Origin of the sequence: Flavobacterium sp., from assembly GCF_032153895.1 — a bacterium.
Lineage (GTDB): Bacteria > Bacteroidota > Bacteroidia > Flavobacteriales > Flavobacteriaceae > Flavobacterium.
On the sequence record NZ_JALDYN010000002.1, the window covers coordinates 14,344 to 33,126 of the forward strand.

Annotated in this window: 18 protein-coding genes and 2 tRNA genes; 12 read left to right on the forward strand and 8 right to left on the reverse strand. The window is 37.2% G+C overall.

The features are described 5' to 3' along the window. Nucleotides 1–14: 14 nt before the first annotated feature. The 3 genes from RUH60_RS01310 to RUH60_RS01320 all read right to left on the reverse strand — a co-directional run bounded on the left by RUH60_RS01310 (nt 15) and on the right by RUH60_RS01320 (nt 691). Nucleotides 15–467, reverse strand: coding sequence for a KTSC domain-containing protein (locus RUH60_RS01310; RefSeq protein WP_313804256.1), 453 nt, complete (start codon nt 465–467; stop codon nt 15–17). Between the two features lie 46 nt (nt 468–513). Then, nucleotides 514–586, reverse strand: a tRNA-Met gene (locus RUH60_RS01315). 32 nt (nt 587–618) lie between these two features. Further along, nucleotides 619–691: transfer RNA gene (locus RUH60_RS01320), tRNA-Met, on the reverse strand. 118 nt (nt 692–809) lie between these two features. Between RUH60_RS01320 and era the strand changes: the two genes are divergently transcribed. The 3 genes from era (at nt 810) to RUH60_RS01335 (ending at nt 6,004) form a co-directional block, all read left to right on the forward strand. Further along, on the forward strand, nt 810–1,694 hold the full coding sequence (era, locus tag RUH60_RS01325; protein WP_313804259.1) for a GTPase Era: 885 nt from the start codon (nt 810–812) through the stop codon (nt 1,692–1,694). A 120-nt stretch (nt 1,695–1,814) separates the two neighbouring features. Next, nucleotides 1,815–3,125: a ribosome biogenesis GTPase Der gene (gene der / locus RUH60_RS01330; RefSeq protein WP_313804263.1), complete on the forward strand. Its 1,311-nt coding sequence runs from the start codon at nt 1,815–1,817 to the stop codon at nt 3,123–3,125. Between the two features lie 98 nt (nt 3,126–3,223). After that, on the forward strand, nt 3,224–6,004 hold the full coding sequence (locus tag RUH60_RS01335; protein ID WP_313804266.1) for an outer membrane beta-barrel protein: 2,781 nt from the start codon (nt 3,224–3,226) through the stop codon (nt 6,002–6,004). A gap of 84 nt (nt 6,005–6,088) precedes the next feature. Here the strand turns inward: RUH60_RS01335 and RUH60_RS01340 are convergent, their stop codons facing one another. Genes RUH60_RS01340 through RUH60_RS01360 form a run of 5 tightly spaced genes read right to left on the reverse strand, consistent with a single transcriptional unit; the run spans nt 6,089 to nt 9,289 of the window. Continuing rightward, nucleotides 6,089–6,847 (reverse strand): TPM domain-containing protein, encoded by a 759-nt coding sequence (locus RUH60_RS01340; RefSeq protein ID WP_313804679.1) that lies wholly within the window; start codon nt 6,845–6,847, stop codon nt 6,089–6,091. A gap of 48 nt (nt 6,848–6,895) precedes the next feature. Beyond that, entirely contained in the window at nt 6,896–7,333 is a 438-nt protein-coding gene (locus RUH60_RS01345) for a TPM domain-containing protein (RefSeq protein WP_313804269.1), read from the reverse strand. After that, nucleotides 7,333–7,950, reverse strand: a complete 618-nt coding sequence (locus RUH60_RS01350; RefSeq protein ID WP_313804272.1) for a LemA family protein — start codon at nt 7,948–7,950, stop codon at nt 7,333–7,335. Before RUH60_RS01350 ends, RUH60_RS01345 begins: the two co-directional genes overlap by 1 nt. Nucleotides 7,951–7,982: 32 nt before the next feature. Continuing rightward, entirely contained in the window at nt 7,983–8,312 is a 330-nt protein-coding gene (locus RUH60_RS01355; protein WP_313804275.1) for a MerR family transcriptional regulator, read from the reverse strand. Further along, the gene (locus tag RUH60_RS01360) at nt 8,312–9,289 is read right to left on the reverse strand and encodes a M23 family metallopeptidase (RefSeq protein WP_313804278.1); all 978 of its coding nucleotides are present in this window, start codon (nt 9,287–9,289) and stop codon (nt 8,312–8,314) included. Before RUH60_RS01360 ends, RUH60_RS01355 begins: the two co-directional genes overlap by 1 nt. Nucleotides 9,290–9,557: 268 nt before the next feature. Here RUH60_RS01360 and alaS point away from each other — a divergent pair, with 268 nt between their 5' ends. The 9 genes from alaS to RUH60_RS01405 all read left to right on the forward strand — a co-directional run bounded on the left by alaS (nt 9,558) and on the right by RUH60_RS01405 (nt 18,776). Further along, nucleotides 9,558–12,194: an alanine--tRNA ligase gene (gene alaS, locus RUH60_RS01365; RefSeq protein ID WP_313804281.1), complete on the forward strand. Its 2,637-nt coding sequence runs from the start codon at nt 9,558–9,560 to the stop codon at nt 12,192–12,194. Nucleotides 12,195–12,209: 15 nt separating this feature from the next. Further along, nucleotides 12,210–12,653, forward strand: a complete 444-nt coding sequence (locus RUH60_RS01370) for a hypothetical protein (protein ID WP_313804284.1) — start codon at nt 12,210–12,212, stop codon at nt 12,651–12,653. Between the two features lie 128 nt (nt 12,654–12,781). Further along, nucleotides 12,782–13,555 (forward strand): hypothetical protein, encoded by a 774-nt coding sequence (locus RUH60_RS01375; RefSeq protein WP_313804287.1) that lies wholly within the window; start codon nt 12,782–12,784, stop codon nt 13,553–13,555. 284 nt (nt 13,556–13,839) lie between these two features. After that, nucleotides 13,840–14,607 (forward strand): hypothetical protein, encoded by a 768-nt coding sequence (locus tag RUH60_RS01380; protein WP_313804290.1) that lies wholly within the window; start codon nt 13,840–13,842, stop codon nt 14,605–14,607. Between the two features lie 32 nt (nt 14,608–14,639). Beyond that, nucleotides 14,640–15,593: a GSCFA domain-containing protein gene (locus RUH60_RS01385; protein ID WP_313804293.1), complete on the forward strand. Its 954-nt coding sequence runs from the start codon at nt 14,640–14,642 to the stop codon at nt 15,591–15,593. Between the two features lie 205 nt (nt 15,594–15,798). Then, nucleotides 15,799–15,924: a hypothetical protein gene (locus tag RUH60_RS01390; RefSeq protein ID WP_313804296.1), complete on the forward strand. Its 126-nt coding sequence runs from the start codon at nt 15,799–15,801 to the stop codon at nt 15,922–15,924. Nucleotides 15,925–15,948: 24 nt separating this feature from the next. Further along, nucleotides 15,949–16,227, forward strand: coding sequence for a hypothetical protein (locus tag RUH60_RS01395; protein WP_313804299.1), 279 nt, complete (start codon nt 15,949–15,951; stop codon nt 16,225–16,227). 4 nt (nt 16,228–16,231) lie between these two features. After that, on the forward strand, nt 16,232–18,118 hold the full coding sequence (locus tag RUH60_RS01400; RefSeq protein WP_313804302.1) for a sensor histidine kinase: 1,887 nt from the start codon (nt 16,232–16,234) through the stop codon (nt 18,116–18,118). Nucleotide 18,119: 1 nt separating this feature from the next. Then, nucleotides 18,120–18,776 carry a response regulator transcription factor gene (locus RUH60_RS01405; protein ID WP_313804305.1) on the forward strand — a complete coding sequence of 219 codons (657 nt, stop codon included), beginning with the start codon at nt 18,120–18,122 and terminating at the stop codon, nt 18,774–18,776. Nucleotides 18,777–18,783 lie beyond the last annotated feature (7 nt).

Sequence of the window (18,783 nt, forward strand, 5' to 3'; positions counted from 1 at the left end):
AATTTGTGTGAAATTTATTCTGCCGCAACCAATTTGCTGGAGCTTCGGTAGGTAAATTCGTTGAAGATATGACGTTTGGCAAAACGATTCGGTGAATCCGCATTAATCATTTTGATGTAGGTGTTTTTCGGAACGCCAAAATATTCAAACTGATTGCCGTCTAAAAAACTGATGAATAAAACCCCATTATCCATATAAAATTCCATGATGGAAGACGTGGTGATGGTTTTAATGTATTCGTCTTTGTCTTTTGCTAAAGTTTCCGGAGCAATGCTTACCAGAAAATGATATGCTTCGATAACCAGTTTGCTTCTTTCTTCGGCTGCTAAACGTTGTACAGGATCAGCAATAGTGTCGGGATGGTCTTCCTTCATACTGTTTCTGTAAATGGTTTTCAGTTCTTTTAGTGTAGCCGTTTTGGTTACGTTAAGTAAGCTGCGGTATTCAGCAATTTTCTTTGTGTTCATGATTTTTAAATAAAAAAGCCACTCATTGCTGAATGGCTTCATCTAGTAGCGGGAACAGGACTCGAACCTGTGACCTTCGGGTTATGAGCCCGACGAGCTGCCTACTGCTCTATCCCGCGCTGTACGGTTTGTATTCTCAATATTTTCTTAGTAGCGGGAACAGGACTCGAACCTGTGACCTTCGGGTTATGAGCCCGACGAGCTGCCTACTGCTCTATCCCGCGATGTTTCGGGTGCAAAAGTACAACGAATATTTGAATAAACAAGTTTTATTTAGAATAATATTGATTTCTTTCGTCTATTCGCTTGATATGACTACCTTTGTACGCTAATTTTTTTACCATGTCACACAAAGCAGGTTTTGTAAACATCATCGGAAATCCAAATGTTGGAAAATCCACACTAATGAACGCATTTGTTGGTGAGCGATTGTCGATTATTACATCAAAAGCGCAAACTACCCGTCACCGTATTTTAGGAATTGTGAACGGAGATGATTTTCAGATTATGTTTTCCGATACACCTGGAATTATCAAGCCGGCGTATGAAATGCAGGAATCCATGATGAATTTCGTGAAATCCGCTTTTGAAGACGCTGATGTGTTGGTGTACATGGTAGAAGTAGGTGAGAAGGAACTGATAGACGAAGACTTTTTCAATAAAATCATCCATTCTAAAATTCCGGTTTTACTTCTGTTGAATAAGATTGATAAATCGAATCAGGAGCAATTGGAAGAACAGGTTAATTTATGGAAAGAGAAAGTGCCGAATGCCGAAATTTTCCCGATTTCCGCTTTAGAAAACTTCAATGTAAGTACCGTTTTCGACCGAATCATTGAATTGCTACCGGAATCACCTCCGTATTATCCTAAAGATGCCTTAACGGATAAACCGGAGCGTTTCTTTGTAAACGAAACCATTCGTGAAAAAATCCTTTTGAACTACGACAAGGAAATTCCATACGCGTGTGAGGTGGAAACCGAAGAGTTTAAAGAAGATGACAACATCATTCGTATTAAAGCCTTGATTATGGTAGAACGCGATACGCAAAAAGGAATCATCATCGGGCACAAAGGTGCAGCCATTAAGAAAGTAGGGATTCAAGCGCGTGAAGATTTGGAGAAATTCTTCGGAAAGCAAATTCACATCGAAATGTTTGTAAAAGTGAGCAAAGACTGGCGAAGCAATGCTTTTCAATTACGTCGATTAGGATACAATCAGAAATAAATTTAAGGCATAAGATAAGAAGGATAAGGGATAGGATTTTTTCCTTTTGCTTAATCCCTTTTCTCTTATCTCTTTCAACTTCAAGTTAATTAACCTAACTTTGCAGCAAAATATCAGCAAATGAACAATATCGTAGCCATTGTCGGAAGACCAAACGTAGGAAAATCTACTTTTTTTAACCGTTTGATTCAAAGAAGAGAAGCCATCGTAGATTCGGTGAGCGGTGTGACGCGTGATAGAAATTACGGAAAAAGTGAGTGGAACGGAAAGGAATTTTCGGTAATCGACACTGGTGGTTACATCAAAGGTTCGGATGATATTTTTGAAGGCGAAATCCGTAAGCAGGTAGAATTGGCTATTGACGAAGCCGATGCCATCATTTTTGTGGTGGATGTTGAAGAAGGTATCACACCGATGGACGAAGAAGTTGCCAAATTACTTCGTAAAGTTACTAAGCCGATTTTATTGGCTGTAAATAAAGTAGACAACGCTATGCGTGTTAAAGATGCGGTAGAATTCTACAATTTAGGATTAGGCGAATACTTTACCATTGCCGGTATGAACGGAAGTGGGACTGGAGAATTGTTAGATGAGTTGGTGAAAGTATTACCAGAATTACCGGATGCAATGGAAGACGAAAATCCGTTGCCACGTTTTTGTGTGGTAGGTCGTCCGAATGCTGGAAAATCATCGTTCATCAATGCGTTAATTGGTGAAGACCGATTTGTGGTAACCGATATTGCCGGAACAACTCGTGATGCTATCGATACCAAATACAATCGTTTTGGTTTTGAATTCAACTTGGTAGATACTGCGGGAATTCGAAGAAAAGCCAAAGTGAAAGAAGATTTGGAGTTTTATTCGGTGATGCGTTCCGTACGTGCGATTGAACATTCCGATGTTTGTATTTTGATGATTGATGCAACCCGTGGTTTTGAAGGACAGGATCAGAATATTTTCTGGTTGGCTGAAAAAAACCGCAAAGGAATCGTAATCTTGGTAAACAAATGGGATTTGGTAGAGAAAGACACGATGTCGGCTCGCGATTATGAAGCAAGAATCCGTAAAGAAATTGAACCGTTTACCGATGTGCCGATTTTATTCGTTTCTGCACTAACGAAGCAGCGTTTATTGAAAGCTTTAGAAACAGCGGTTAGTGTATTCGAAAGCAGAAAACAGCGTATTTCTACATCGAAATTCAACGAATTGATGCTGCCGATTATTGAGCGTACACCGCCGCCGGCTTTAAAAGGAAAGTACATCAAAATTAAATATTGTATGCAGTTGCCGACGCTAACGCCTCAGTTTGTGTTTTTTGCGAATTTACCGCAGTATGTGAAGGATCCGTACCGTCGTTTTATCGAAAATCAGTTGCGTCAAAACTACAATTTTGAAGGCGTTCCGATTGATATTTACTTCCGACAGAAATAAACTGTTAAAGTTTTTTAAACAAATAAAATTCTTACATAATAAAACCCTTAATTCGCGGTTAATATGAGAAATCATTTAACCGCAATTTTTTTTAACTAATGTTCCAAAAGCTACTATTACTACTTGCCGTATTTTTTTCAGTGGGTGCGATGGCCCAAAATTCAGTTACTTTAAAAGGGAAAATCATTGAAGATAAGACCAAACTTCCGTTGGAAGCTGTAACGGTTTATTTTTCAAAAGCAAAAGATTCTTCTTTGGTTGATTATACTATCACCGATAAAAACGGAAACTTTTCCTTTAAAATTAAAAAGATGGAAGATCCGTTAACCCTAAAAGTTTCCATGACGGGTTTTCAGAATCATAAAGTGGATTTGAATGGAATTGAAGGTGATAAAGATTTCGGCGTAATTACGCTCTTGGAAGAAGCCAAAATGTTAGGGGAAATTATAGTAAAAGCCGAAGCACCGCCCATCCGAATTAAAAAAGATACTTTGGAGTTTAACGCCGCATCGTTCAAAGTGCGACCGGATTCCAATATGGAAACTTTGTTGAAGCAATTGCCTGGTGTGGAAATTGACAACGAAGGAAAAATTACAGTAAACGGGAAAGAGGTAAACCAGATTTTAGTCAACGGAAAGCCTTTTTTCGACAAAGACGGAAAAATCGCTTTGCAGAATTTACCGGCCGACATCATCAACAAAGTACAGGTTAGCGACACCAAAACCAAGAAAGAAGAATTGTCCGGTCAGAGTGCTTCCGGAAATAATACCAGTATCAATTTGACGATTGACGAAGATAAAAACAAAGGTTTCTTCGGGAAATTTATGGGCGGCTACGGAACTGATGATCGTTATGAAAGTAGCGCGCTGGTGAATTATTTCAAGAATAAAACAAAATTTAGCGTTCTGGCTTCATCCAACAATATAAATTCCACCGGATTTTCCATGGACGAGATTTTTGATAACATGGGAGGTGGAAGAAATCGTTCGGTATATTACAACGACAATGGTTCTTTCGGGATTAACGGAATGCGTTTTGGCGGCGGAAGCGGAATCACGCAATCGGATATGGTTGGAATTAATTATTCGGACGAATGGTTTAAAAATTTTGAGGCTCAAACCAGTTACTTTTTCTCCGATCAGCATAATAAAAACAATCGAAGATCAAAGCAGATAAACTTTTTGCCGAGCGGTACATTTACAACAGAATCGGAATCGGAAAGTAGATCAGACCGTTTCAGTCATCAGGCAAGCATGGAGTTGCAATACAAAATTGATTCAACTACAACAATTGTTTATATTCCTAGGTTTTCCAACTCATCGGGGAAAGATCGTGAAAAATCATATCAGTCTTCAACCGATGAAAACGATGGTTTGTTAAACGAAAGTACATCAGAAACTTTCGATGATAGCAAAGGAAATAATTTTGAAAACAAGTTGTATCTTAATAAATCTTTCAAGAGAAAAGGACGTTTTTTGAACACTTCGATTGAAACTACTAATAATAAAGATGAAATGGACTCGTTTAACAATTCGGCGACCATTTTTCATCAGGGAACCGACCCGGACGATATTCGGAATCAGGTGAGGAAATCGAAAAATGCTACCGACAATTATTCAGTTGAAGTGGGTTATAGTGAACCGTTAAAAGATTCACTGACCGTTAATGTAGGAATGACTTACGAATGGCAAAAATCGGCTAACAACAGAAAAGCTTTTGACTACGATGCGGTTTCAGATTCCTATTCCATTGAAAATGATGTCTTGACCAATTACATCGCCTCAACAGCCCGAATTGCAAATCCGAAAGCCGGATTTAGCATTAATAAAAAAGATTTTCATCTGAATGTAATCGGTGGAACAACCATAATTAATTTTGATGCCAATTCGTCTTATTTAGGAATTAATACTGTATTGAACAGAAACTTTGTTTTTCCTTCAGTGAATTCGAACATCTATTGGAAACTGGCAAAATCGAAAAGTATTTGGGCGATGTACAATTATGAATACGACTTGCCGTCTGCCAATCAAATGATGCCAGTGGAAGATGTGTCCAATCCTCTGAATACTTTTGAAGGGAATGAAAATCTGGATTTGAACAAGCGTCATTATTTGTATGCGAGTTTTAATGATTACGATTATGTAGCAAAATCAGGTTACAGTTTTTATATCGGTGGAAATTATTATGATTCGCAATATGTTTCATCTTCTACGATTGAATCTAACGGTAAGCGTACGACGACTTATGAAAATGTTCAAGGGAATTACTATACTTGGTCAGGGATTAATTTCAATAAAACGATTAAAAAAGAAGCGCATACGTTTAAGTTTGGCGCAGGAACTGGTGTGAATTTATCGATGAATAAAGGATTTACCAACAGCGAATTGTATGAAGCTTTTGGAATCCGATGGAGAGCGAGAGCGAATTTTACTTACGAATATGGCGAATTGCTAACGATTGCCCCAACTTACAGTTATGTGTTAAACCGAACGAATTATACCAATTACGTAGTAGATAACGCTTCAAATTTCCAACATCAGGTTGGTTTGCAAACCACGAATTACTGGCCTAAAAATTGGGTTTTCGGAAATGACTTCAGTTATAATTACAACTCTAATATTGCTGATGGTTTCAAGAAAGATTTTTACTTATGGAACACCAGTTTGTCCTACAGTTTCTTAGATAAAAAATTCACGGCAAAAGTAAAAGTGTACGACGTGTTGAATCAGAATCAAAGTGCAACCCGTACAATTTCAGCAACGACCATTCGAGATGAACAAAATACCGTATTGAAGCGTTATGCGATGTTCTCCTTAACCTATAAAATTGAAAAGTTTGCCGGAAAAGAGAAAAAAGGTGACCGCTTTATGATGCATTAAAATAAAAAAAGAGATTGCGAAAGCAATCTCTTTTTTTTATCTGTTTATTAAAAATGTTTACTGAAAACTGCGACTGAAAACTGATTACCAGCTTCCGCCCGCACCTCCACCAGAGAAACCACCGCCGCCGAAGCCACCGCCAAAACCACCACCACCGAATCCGCCGCCAAAGCTTCCTCCGGAACTTCCTCCGAATCCGCCGCGACCCATTCTGCTCAAGATGATGATATCGCCTAAATCAGGACCGCCGTAACGACCACCGCTACCACCGCCTCCTTTGTTGTTTTTGGAAAGAATGATAATGATGATGATAAAAATAATGATAAAGAAAATGACTTTACCAAGATCAATACCATCAGATTTGTCAGCAATTCGGGAACCTTTGTATTTGCCGTTCAGCGCTTCAAATATGGCATCAGCGCCTTTGTCTAAACCATTGTAATAACTTCCGGCTTTGAACTCAGGAATGATAATGTCGCGAACGATTTCACCGGTCATTCCTGCGGTCAATCGGTCTTCAACACCATAACCGTTTACAATATGAATTTTTCGGTTGTTTTTGGATAAAAGGATGAAAACACCATTATCTTCTTTAGCTTGACCAAAGCCCCATTTTTGTCCCCAATTTGTAGCGAGCTGACTGATATCTTCTCCCTGCAAATCTTCAATAGAAACAAAAACAATTTGCGTGGTTGTACTATCGGAATACCGAATCAGTTTATCTTCCAGTTGCTTGGCTTCTTCCTTGCTTAAAACATTGGCATAATCGTACACCGAAGTTTGAAAATCAGGAACATCCGGAATTTTATATTGTGCAATTCCCAATTGGCTAAGCAAAAGCATAGCGCTAAAAAGGAGCAATTTGACGATTTTTAAAACGAAATTTATCATTTAGCCTTTTGAGATTTCGTTAGTTAATTCGTTCGTGTCGTCACTTTGGTAAGGAAAGTATTTTTTCAGTTGATTCCCCGCTCTTAAAATACCATCGACCAAACCTTGTTTGTAGCGTTTGTTTTTGAAATGATCGATGACAATGTCTTTGGTGCAATCCCAAAAATCATCTTCCACAGCTTTGTCAATACCTTCGTCACCAATAATGGCAAAAGTATGGTCTTGGACACCGATGTAAAACAAAACGCCGTTTCTGGCCAAAGTTTTATCCATGCCTAAAGAATGAAAAACCTCCTGAGCCCTTTCGAGCGGAGGTTTTTCTGTATGTGCTTCGATGTGAACTCTAATTTCTCCGGACGTGTTTTTTTCTGCTTCAGAAATCGCCTGAACAATTTCCTTTTCTTCTTCCGGGCTTAGAAAATCTTCGGTTAAAGACATTATTTTTTCTCTTCAGTTTTGTTGAAATCGAATTCTACTTCTACTGGTTTTTCAGCACCGGCAACTGCGTCGAAATACGCTTTTTCCGTAAATCCGAACATTCCTGCCAATAAGCTGTTAGGGAAAGTTTTGATGTGCGTGTTGTATGGTTTAACAGCTTCGTTGAAACGTGTACGTGCTGTCAAAATCTGATTTTCCGTGCTTGCTAATTCGTCTTGTAATTTCAAAAAGTTTTCATTGGCTTTTAAGTTCGGATATTGTTCCACTGTTACCAATAATCTAGATAATGCAGAACTAACACCACCTTGTGCCTGATTGAATTGTGCCAATTGCTCCGGTGTGATGTTACTTGGGTCAATTGTCATTTGCGTTGCTTTTGCACGGGCTTCAATAACGGCTGTTAAAGTTCCTTTTTCGAAATCGGCTGCACCTTTAACGGTTTTAACCAAGTTTCCGATAAGGTCATTACGTCTTTGGTAGGATGTTTCCACGTTACCCCAAGCTTCTTTAATACCTTCGCCTAAAGTTACAGCATTGTTGTTTACGCCTTTTGCCCAACTGTATAAAGCAAAGATGATTACTACAATTATACCTACGGGGATTAACCATTTTCTCATAAGTGTTTGATTTTAAGGTTGTTTTTAGATGATTATAATTCGTTTTTAATATTCGTTAACTGTACTTTGATAGCTTCTAATTTACTGATAATTTCGAATTTATCCAGCGTTTTTTTCTGTCCTTCTTTCAAATGGACTCTGGCACCGTCTAAGGTAAAGCCGCGTTCTTTGACCAAATGGTAAATTAATTGCAGGTTTTTTACGTCTTCCGGTGTGAACATGCGGTTGCCTTTGGCGTTCTTTTTCGGTTTTAAAATATCGAATTCCTTATCCCAAAAGCGGATTAAAGAAGCGTTCACGTCAAAAGCTTTGGCTAATTCGCCAATGCTGTAATATCTTTTTTCTGGTAAGTCTAAATGCATTAATCTAAAGATTGATTTTCCTGATTCGCGATTTGTGAAATTAAAACATATTCTTTGGCGGATATCGAGCCGTAATAAAAATTCAACGGATTCACTACTTTGCCATTCTGATACACTTCGTAATGTAAGTGTGGTGCTTCGCTTCGTCCGGTGCTTCCCACGTAACCAATTACATCGCCGCGTTTTACTTTTTGTCCTGGTTTTACTTTGTATTTGCTCAAATGCGCATATAAGGTTTTGTAACCATAACCATGACGGATTTCAATATGATTTCCGTAACCTGAAAGCGACGCATCAGCTCGTTCCACCACGCCGTCGCCAGTCGCATAAATTGGTGTTCCGGTTCGTGCCGTAAAATCCATGCCTTTGTGAAATTTACGAACTTTGGTAAACGGGTCGCTTCGGTAACCAAAACCGGATGCCATTTGCTTCAATTCTTCATTTTTAACGGGCTGAATCGCCGGAATCGCCGCCAACAATTTCTCTTTCCCTTTTGCCAGTTTCACAATTTCATCCAACGACTTCGACTGAAAAACCATCTGATTCGAAATTATATCCAACCGTTTCGACGTGTTAATCACCAAATCTGAATTGTTGTAACCTTCCAATTTTTTGTAACGGTTTTTAGTCGGTTCTTCGCCTTTTCGCAATTCTTCATTCGCGGTTGAACTGTTGAAATAAGAGCGATACACATTGTTGTCACGGTCTTCCAAATCGCCCATCGTTTCGTTCAAGGCATCGATTCGCTTGTTTAAAAGCGCATAATTGATTTTCATGTTGTCAATTTCACGCGCCATCATTCTGTCTTTTGGCGTTTCAAAATACGAGGTATTCAAAAGCACCACAAAACACAAAAAGCCAAACAGTGCCGAAGCCACCAAAAACAGTGCAAAATAGCCGAACTTTCGCCCTTTCTTCGGTTTAATTTTCCGATAGGCTAATTTTTCGGGATCGTAAACATATTTTACCTTCGACATGTTCTAAAATATACTATTTTTGCAGCTTGTAAAATGGTGTTGGTTAACCGGTTGTAAGGGTTATACGAACAAATTTAAAAAATGTTTCAATTTATTTGGTTTTTGAAGCGAAACATTTGGCTTATTTGTGATCCTTATTCCTGCTTTCGCTACTAGTCACAATTAAAATTGTGAGCTAACCGCTCAATCAGGGCTAGGAGAGTAACCATTTTATTTTTTGGAAGTGAATTAAAATAACGCGAATCACCATCGCGAAATAAATAAAAAAATGAAATCACAAGACATTCGTAAGGCTTACCTTGATTTTTTTCAGAGCAAAGGACATTTGATTGTGCCTTCTGCGCCAATCGTTTTAAAAGACGATCCGACTTTGATGTTTAACAATTCCGGAATGGCTCAGTTTAAAGAGTTTTTCTTAGGAAACGGAACACCAAAATCACCAAGAATCGCCGATACGCAAAAATGTCTTCGTGTATCCGGAAAACACAACGACTTGGAAGATGTAGGTTTTGATACGTACCATCATACCATGTTCGAAATGTTGGGGAACTGGTCTTTTGGCGATTACTTCAAAAAAGAAGCCTTGGCTTGGGCTTGGGAATTCTTAACGGAAGTGTTGAAGTTGGACAAAGACCGTTTGTACGTTTCCGTGTTTGAAGGAAACCCGGCGGAAAACGTGCCTTTCGACCAAGAAGCTTTCGATATCTGGAAGCAATACGTTTCGGAAGACCGAATCATTTTAGGAAATAAAAAAGATAACTTCTGGGAAATGGGTGATCAGGGACCTTGTGGGCCTTGTTCTGAAATTCACATCGATTTGCGTACCGATGCGGAAAGAGGAGCTGTTTCCGGTCGTGAGTTAGTAAACGCCGATCATCCGCAGGTAGTAGAAATCTGGAACAACGTATTCATGGAATTTAACCGTAAAGCGGATGGTTCTTTGGAGAAATTACCAGCACAACACGTAGATACCGGAATGGGCTTCGAGCGTTTGTGTATGGCAATGCAAAGCGTAACTTCGAATTACGATACCGATGTGTTCACGCCACTTATTGCTAAAATTGAACAAATTACAGGTGAAAAATATACCACCAACGAAATCAAAGACATTAGCGAGGAGCAAAACAAAACCAATATTGCCATTCGCGTAATCGTAGACCACGTTCGTGCGGTAGCCTTTGCTATTGCAGACGGTCAGTTGCCTTCAAACGGAGGAGCGGGTTATGTAATCCGTCGTATTTTGCGTCGTGCGATTCGTTACGGATTTACGTTTTTAGACACAAAAGAGCCGTTCATTTATCAATTGGTTGAGGTGTTGGCAAATCAGATGGGCGCTTTCTTCCCGGAGATCGTGGCACAGAAAAATTTGGTATCCAACGTAATCAAAGAAGAAGAAGCCTCGTTCTTAAGAACTTTAGATCAAGGTTTGCAGTTATTGGAAAATGTAGTTGCTGAAACGAAAGGAAGCGAAGTTTCTGGTGAAAAAGCTTTTGAATTGTACGATACGTTCGGTTTTCCAAAAGACTTGACAGCACTTATCTTGAAAGAAAAAGGCATGTCGTTCAGCGAAGCAGAATTTGACAAATCGATGGCAGAGCAAAAAGCACGTTCAAGAGCAGCTTCAGAAGTTTCAACGGAAGATTGGACTGTTTTAATTCCTGGAAATGTAGAAACGTTTGTAGGCTACGACCAAACCGAAAACGAAGTAAAAATAACCCGTTTCAGAAAAGTAGATTCTAAAAAAGACGGAAAATTATACCAAATCGTTTTAGATAATACACCATTCTATCCGGAAGGTGGAGGACAGGTTGGCGATAAAGGAATTTTGGCTTCGGCGAATGAAATCATCGACATTATCGATACTAAAAAAGAAAACAATCTAATTCTGCATTTCGCGAAAAGTTTACCGGAGAACGTAAACGGAACTTTTCAGGCAAAAGTAAATACAGATTTAAGAAACCATACGGCAAGCAATCACTCAGCGACGCATTTGTTGCATCAGGCATTGCGTTCGGTTTTAGGAACGCACGTAGAGCAAAAAGGATCGTTGGTAGCACCAAACTATTTACGTTTCGACTTCTCGCATTTCGCAAAAGTTACCGATGAAGAATTGCAACAAGTTGAAGATTTCGTAAACGCGAGAATTCAGGAGCAATTACCGTTAATCGAAAGAAGAAGCATTCCATTTGTACAAGCAATTGAAGAAGGCGCTATGGCGTTGTTCGGAGAAAAATATGGTGATAATGTTCGTGCTATCAAATTCGGCGAAAGCATGGAGTTGTGTGGAGGAATTCATGTTAGAAATACTGCAGATATCTGGCATTTTAAAATTACGAGTGAAGGTGCTGTGGCAGCTGGAATCCGTCGTATTGAAGCGATTACCAATGATGCGGTGAAACAGTTTTTTGCAGCGCAGGAATCGGCTTTGAAAGAAATTAAAGAAACGTTGAAAAATCCGCAGGACGTAATCAAGTCTGTGGTTTCTTTACAGGATGAAAACGCGAAACTGAAAAAACAAATCGAAGCGTTATTAAAAGAGAAGGCGAAAAACCTAAAAGGGGAATTCGCTGCTCAACTGCAAACTATCAACGGAATCGATTTCTTAGCGGTTCAAGTAGATTTAGATGCCAATGGAGCAAAAGATTTAGCATATGAGTTAGGTCAGAACAAGGATAATCTATTCTTACTTTTAGCAACAGCAGCAGATGATAAACCAATGCTAACGTCTTACATTTCTAAAGAATTGGTAGAAAGCAAAGGGTTAAATGCCGGGCAAGTAGTTCGTGAACTTGGAAAATATATTCAAGGAGGTGGTGGAGGACAGCCGTTCTTTGCAACAGCTGGGGGTAAAAATGTTGAAGGAATTAAAGAAGCCTTGGAAAGAGCAGTTGATTTTGTAAAATAATTGAGTAAATAAGATATGAAAATTAAGTTTTTTTTACTGAGCATTAGTGCGTTGTTTTTGATGGCGTGTAACTCTGATGATAATCAAAATGCACAACAATTAGAGATTAACGAAACTAATTTATTGGGGAAATGGTATTTGAAAGGAGGAACAGCCAACGGCGGACCTTTTGAAAATTATGATAACGAATGTCCTACTCACAGAGATTATCAGGAATTTCTGTTGGATGATGATTTAATTTTTCATGGTGCTAATTACCAATGTGCGGATGATATTGAAACTTCAAAATGGTATTTGAGTGGAAATGAATTGACCGTTTTTTCATATCTGGAAGGACAGATGGATTATCAAGATACTTTTTTGATTGAATCGATTACTACGGAAGAACTGATTTTGATACAAACTGTAACAGAGCCTGAAGGCGAATTTGTGTATAGAATTCACGCAACACGAAGTTAAGAATATCTGCTGGTTAAGTATAAAGCTCAAATCTGTTAGGTTTGAGCTTTTTTATAACAAAAAATAGCGTTTTTTGTTTTTTTATAACTAAGCTATTTTGTTTTTTTGTAAAAATTTATTTAAAAAAAATGAAAAAACTTTTTTATGCTTTTAGTGCTTTGGCACTTTTGTTCGCTTCGTGTTCTAGTGATACCGACAGCTCTACAGATGACTCATCCAGTACGGGATTATTGACTAAAATAGTTGAGACTTATGGAGATGGTTCAGTAGAAACATTTACTTTTACTTATAGTGGTAATAAAATCGTTAAGCAAGCATTGATTATTGACGGAACAATTACTGAAGAAACTACTTATACTTACACAGGCGATTTAATAACGGAAGAAAAATATTATATAGACGGTAATTTGGATGAAACCATTACCTATGAATATGATGCTAATTCAAAATTGATTGGTACAACCAGACACGGTGAATTTGTTCATGAAGAGGATGTTTTAACTTATAACGCTAATGGTACTGTATCGTTTGTAACAACTTCTGGTTTAGAAACAATTGCAACAGGTACTATTTATTTTGATGGTAATCAACCTTTTAAAAAAGTAATCACAAGAGAACCGGGAGGAGAGTTTGAATATACTACGACAGAGGTTACCACTTTTGATACTAAAAATAATCCATTAAAAAATGTTACTGGTTTTGCAAAGATTGAAATCGGTTTGCCTAATTATACTGAAGGTTATTCTGGGTTGTTAAATAATACAATGGGTTATAGTGTAGACAGTATGGCAAAAGAATCGTTTACATATACATATAATTCTGGGAATTATCCTCTTACTGGAGTGTATGATGATTTTGGAAATGATGACTATGATTCCACTTTACAATTTTTTTATGAGTAATTTTATATACTTCATATAATAAAAGCCCAAATCGAAAGATTTGGGTTTTTTATTTGTCTGTATATCAGTAACTTATGTAATTATTATGAATTTATCTCTTTGCAAAAGATATCTTTGAAACGTTTTACTAGAACTATCAAAGTAGTGAAGTCTTTTTTAAGTAAGATTTTTACGTAACTTATTGATAATTAATTGATTAAAATCAAAAAAAATCGTTAAAATGTAATTTTGTATTGTTTTTTTTTATTCATTTACCAAAATTTTAAAAACAGCACGAAATGATTATGAAAAGAGTAAGCTTGATTTTAGGAATTGCGTTAGTTTCCGTTTTTGCATCATGTTCTTTGGATGACGATTTTGAAATGACAGACACGGATGCATCAAAAATGAGTGTCAATGCTTTGTTGGTAAGAAGTATTGCAACAATTTCTGAAAGGGATGGAACAATGATTACTGATGATTATCAATATAACGGATCTAAATTATTGAAAATTAATTCTTCAGATGGTAGAGAAATTGTGTATACTTATGCGGGAGATTTGATAATCCGTAAAGATTTTTTTCAGGACAATATTTTAAATTCTAAAGAGATTTTTGAATATAACAGGCAGTATCAATTGATTAAATATAAGCGTCAAAATGCTTCGGGTGTAACGACTTATAATGCAATTTATACAAATAATACTGACGGTACTGTAAGCGTAAAAGGATACAGCGGAGGGACTACAAATCAGTCATCACAGATTCTAGATAGAAAAGTTTTTACATCAGGAATTCGTGTCAACAAAGTTGAGAATTACACTACTCAGAACGGTTCACCTGCAACGCAAGTTTTTAATTATTCTTATGACACTAAGAATTCTCCATTTAAAAACATCACAGGTTTTGACAAGTTAGCTTATTATGATATAACTGTAAATAGCAATTATTATAATGTTCAAAGTGTAACCAGAGGAACAACAGAGGTTGAATCGGTTCAGTATACCTACAATGGAGAAAATTATCCTTCTTCTGCTAATAAAGGTTCGCTTTCTTTTCTGTATACCTATTAAAATATTGCTAAGTTTGTAAAAACAAACTTGGTATGCAATTCAGAACCCAAATACCCATTTCTGCGAGTGAATTTCCGATTGATTATTCCTCAAGAATGGTGTCTTTGGGTTCTTGTTTTGCTGAGAATATGGGTGAGAAGTTTGACTATTTCAAATTTCAGAACCTTGTTAATCCGTTCGGAATTATTTTCAATCCCGTTTCGCTTGAAATTCTTGTGAAAAGAATTGTTGAGAAACGATATTACTCTGAAAACGATATTTTTTACCACAACGAACGTTGGAATTGCTATGAAGTGCATTCGGAAGTGAGCCGATTGGATAAAACAGACTTTTTGAACACTTTAAACCAAGCGCTTGAAAATTCACACGCTTGGATTGGCAATGCAACACATCTTGTAATTACATTAGGAACTTCTTGGGTTTACCGAAATGTTGAAAGTAACGAAATCGTAGCCAACTGTCACAAAGTACCTCAAAAAGAATTTGTCAAAGAATTGCTTTCGGTTAATCAAATTTCAGAAAGTTTGCAAAACATCATAACGTTTGTGCATTCCGTTAATCCTGATTGTAAATTCATTTTTACAGTTTCTCCGGTTCGCCACATCAAAGACGGTTTTGCAGAGAATAATCTCAGTAAAGCACATTTGATTTCGGCTATTCATACAATGATTAATAACCAATCATCAATTAATTATTTTCCTTCCTACGAAATCATGATGGACGAACTTCGGGATTATCGTTTTTATGCTGAAGATATGTTGCATCCTAATAAAATAGCTATCGATTACATTTGGGAGCGATTTTATGAATTTGGAATTGCCTCGGATTGCTTTGCGTTGATGAAAGAAGTTGAAGCCATTCAAAAATCGCTGGAACATAGGCCATTTAATTCACAATCTGAAGAATTTCAGAAATTTTCCGAAGTACTTTCTTCAAAAATAGAAAGGCTTACAGAAAAGCTGCCACACATTACTTTTACGAAATAGGGCATCTGCCGTATTGATTCGCTTTTCCGAAATCTGCAATTTTACCCTGAAATTGAACAGGTATGGAGGAGCGACTGATGAATCGGAACAACTACAAGTTTGCAAAAATTAGAAGCAGGATTTTAATTGTATTGATAATCCTTGTTGTGTTGTTGTGTTTGTCGCTTAACGCCTACTTGCTTTTGAAGGACTAATTTTTTTGCCTATGTTTTCAGATTCAAAACACAACAACAAAGAGCAGGGAATGATGAGTGGAGCTGTTTTACTAATTGGCTTACTGGTGTTGTTTTGTTTAATTTCCCACGTTTATTTACTCGCTAATAACGGGTAACCTTTAACTGATAGTAAATTCTGTATGACGCTGATCTTTTTTTCCGTTTTAATCGTGAATATTTTTGTTATTTTTAGCTTGCTTAGAGATACCAAAAAAGACGAGAGCAGTCATTTGTTTAAAATGGAAGCCATGCAATCGTCTTTAGAGCAGATGCAACAAAAAAATGGTAAGCTGAAAATTAAGAATCGGATTGCTGCAGATTTTGAATCGGATTATAAAACCTATCTGAATTCATTTTTAGAACAAATTTTTGATGTGCAACACTTGTTTTTAAGCAGGATAACTAAAAACAATCAGTAGCGGTATGTCAAAAATTACTTCGATTTTCTTTTTTTTATTTGTTTCGACAAATCTGTTGGCGCAGGATATTCAAACTATTCTTGGGAAAGCTTATACATCGGAAGATTCTTCGGCTTATTATTTTCAGAAAGCCAAACGGATGATTAAAACCGAATCCGACAGAGGACAATATTTGTTCTGTAAAAACGCACATCATTTGGATTATGGCGATGCAGACAGTTCGGTTTACTACGGAAATTTAGCCATCAAAAAACTTCGTGAGGTTAAAGATTACAATTCTTTGTTTACGGTTTACAACAACTTCAACAAACTATATAAAAAGCAAGGGCAGTACGATAAGGGAATTGCTTATTTGTTCAAAGGTTTGAAAGAAGCGGAACAACTCGACAAAAGCAAAAAGTGGGTTCGCTACTTCAATACCCGGCTTTCTTTGAGTTACCACGATTTTGAAAATTTTGAAAAGGGTGTTTTCTATGGAAAAAAAGCCTTAGATATGTACTTGAAAGACCCAAAATCGGAACCGACTTTTATTTATGATGCTTTAAACGCCATTGCCATCAACTACGACGATTGGAACAAACCTGATTTGGCGCTGAAGTACCACAAAATGGTTTTCAATTATATTAAAGGGAAAGACACGTTAACCTTGGCGAGTACTTACAACAACATCGGAAACACTTTATTAAAGCAAAAAAAATACAAAGAAGCCGAAGGTTGGATTAAACGCGCCGTAGTGGTTACTGATTTAACCAAAGAAGACAATCCGTATTACGATTACGAACATGCAACACATTACACCAATCTAGGAACAATTGCGAGTGCTTTAGGTGATTTTGCCAAAGCGGAGGCCTTGTTTGAAAAAGCCTATACCTATACTCAAAAAAGCGGAAATGCTGAAAAAATGCGTGATTACTACTATCAAAGTTTTCAGTTCAACAAGAAGCGCCGCAACTTTGAGAAAACGATTGAAGATCAGGAAATGTACATCAAGCTCAGAGATTCGTTGTATCATTCGGATAGAGCCAAAGCCGTTGTAGATATTGAAGCCAAGTACGAGAATGAAAAGAAAGAGAAGGAATTATTGCTGACAAAAAATAAACTGATTGCCCAAAAAATGGAAAGTCAGAAAAAAGCAAATTGGTTGATTATTGCCTTGTTAGTTGCGCTTTCGTTAGTTGTGGCGGGTATTTTACTATTGCGTCAGCAGAAACTGAAAAACAAGCAACAAGAGCAGGAATTTGAGCTTAAAAATGCTATTGCTTCCATTGAAACCCAAAATAAATTGCAAGAGCAACGATTGACTATTTCGAGGGATTTGCATGATAATATCGGAGCACAATTGACTTTTATCATTTCTTCCATTGAAAATCTTAAATATGGTTTTTCGATTGACGATGAAAAACTGAAGAACAAATTATCCGGCATCAGTACATTTACCCGAAGCACTATAACGGAACTTCGCGATACCATTTGGGCGATGAACAAAGATGAAATCTCATTCCTTGACTTGAAAACGCGTATTGCTAATTTCATTGAGAGTGCTCAATCGGCTTCCCACAATATTCAGTTTGAATTTAATTTGAGTGATGCTATTTCGGATTCCTTGTCGTTTTCATCTTTGAAGGGAATTTATCTGTATCGAGTAATTCAGGAAAGTGTAAACAATAGTTTGAAATATGCCGATGCAACATTGATTGCTGTAAATATCGAAAAAGAGAATAATCAGATTCACGTAACAATCTCAGACAACGGTAAGGGTTTTGATACGGAAGCATCCAGTTTAGGAAACGGCATTCACAATATGAAAAAGCGTATTGTCGAGGTTGGCGGAGCAATTACTATAGATTCGGATTCTCAGGGAACGCAAGTTAAAATTACTTTAGACGAATAATATGATAGGAAAAATACGCATAGCCATTGCTGATGATAATTCCTTCTTAATCAAAGCGGTTTTTGAAAAACTATCTTTTTTTGAAGATTTGGACACCCGTTTTTTTGCTTATGATGGGCAGGAATTTTTAGAAAAACTGAAAGCAAATCCAGCTATAGACGTAGTTTTGATGGATATCGAAATGCCGGTTATGGATGGTATTGCCGCTACTTTGCAACTCAAAAAAAGCTTTCCGCATATAAAAGTCATCATGCTGACGGTTTTTGACAATGATGAGAATATTTTTAAAGCGATAAAAGCAGGTGCTGACGGTTATCTGTTAAAAGAAGTGGAGGCTAAAGAACTCCATGAAGGAATAATCGATACACTAAACGGCGGGGCAGCCATGACGCCTTCGATTGCCATGAAAACTTTACGATTGCTTCGTAATCCGATGGATATTAATGATTGGAAAGAAAAAGAGGAAGTCAAGCTGTCCGAACGGGAAATTGAAGTGCTTGAGCAATTAAGCAAAGGATTGAATTACAACGCAATTGCAGAAAATTTATATTTATCACCGAGTACCATTCGTAAACATATTGAAAACATATACAAAAAGCTTCAGGTGCATTCCAAAATTGAAGCCGTTCAAAAAGCCAAAGACAACAATTTAATCTAGAAAACCA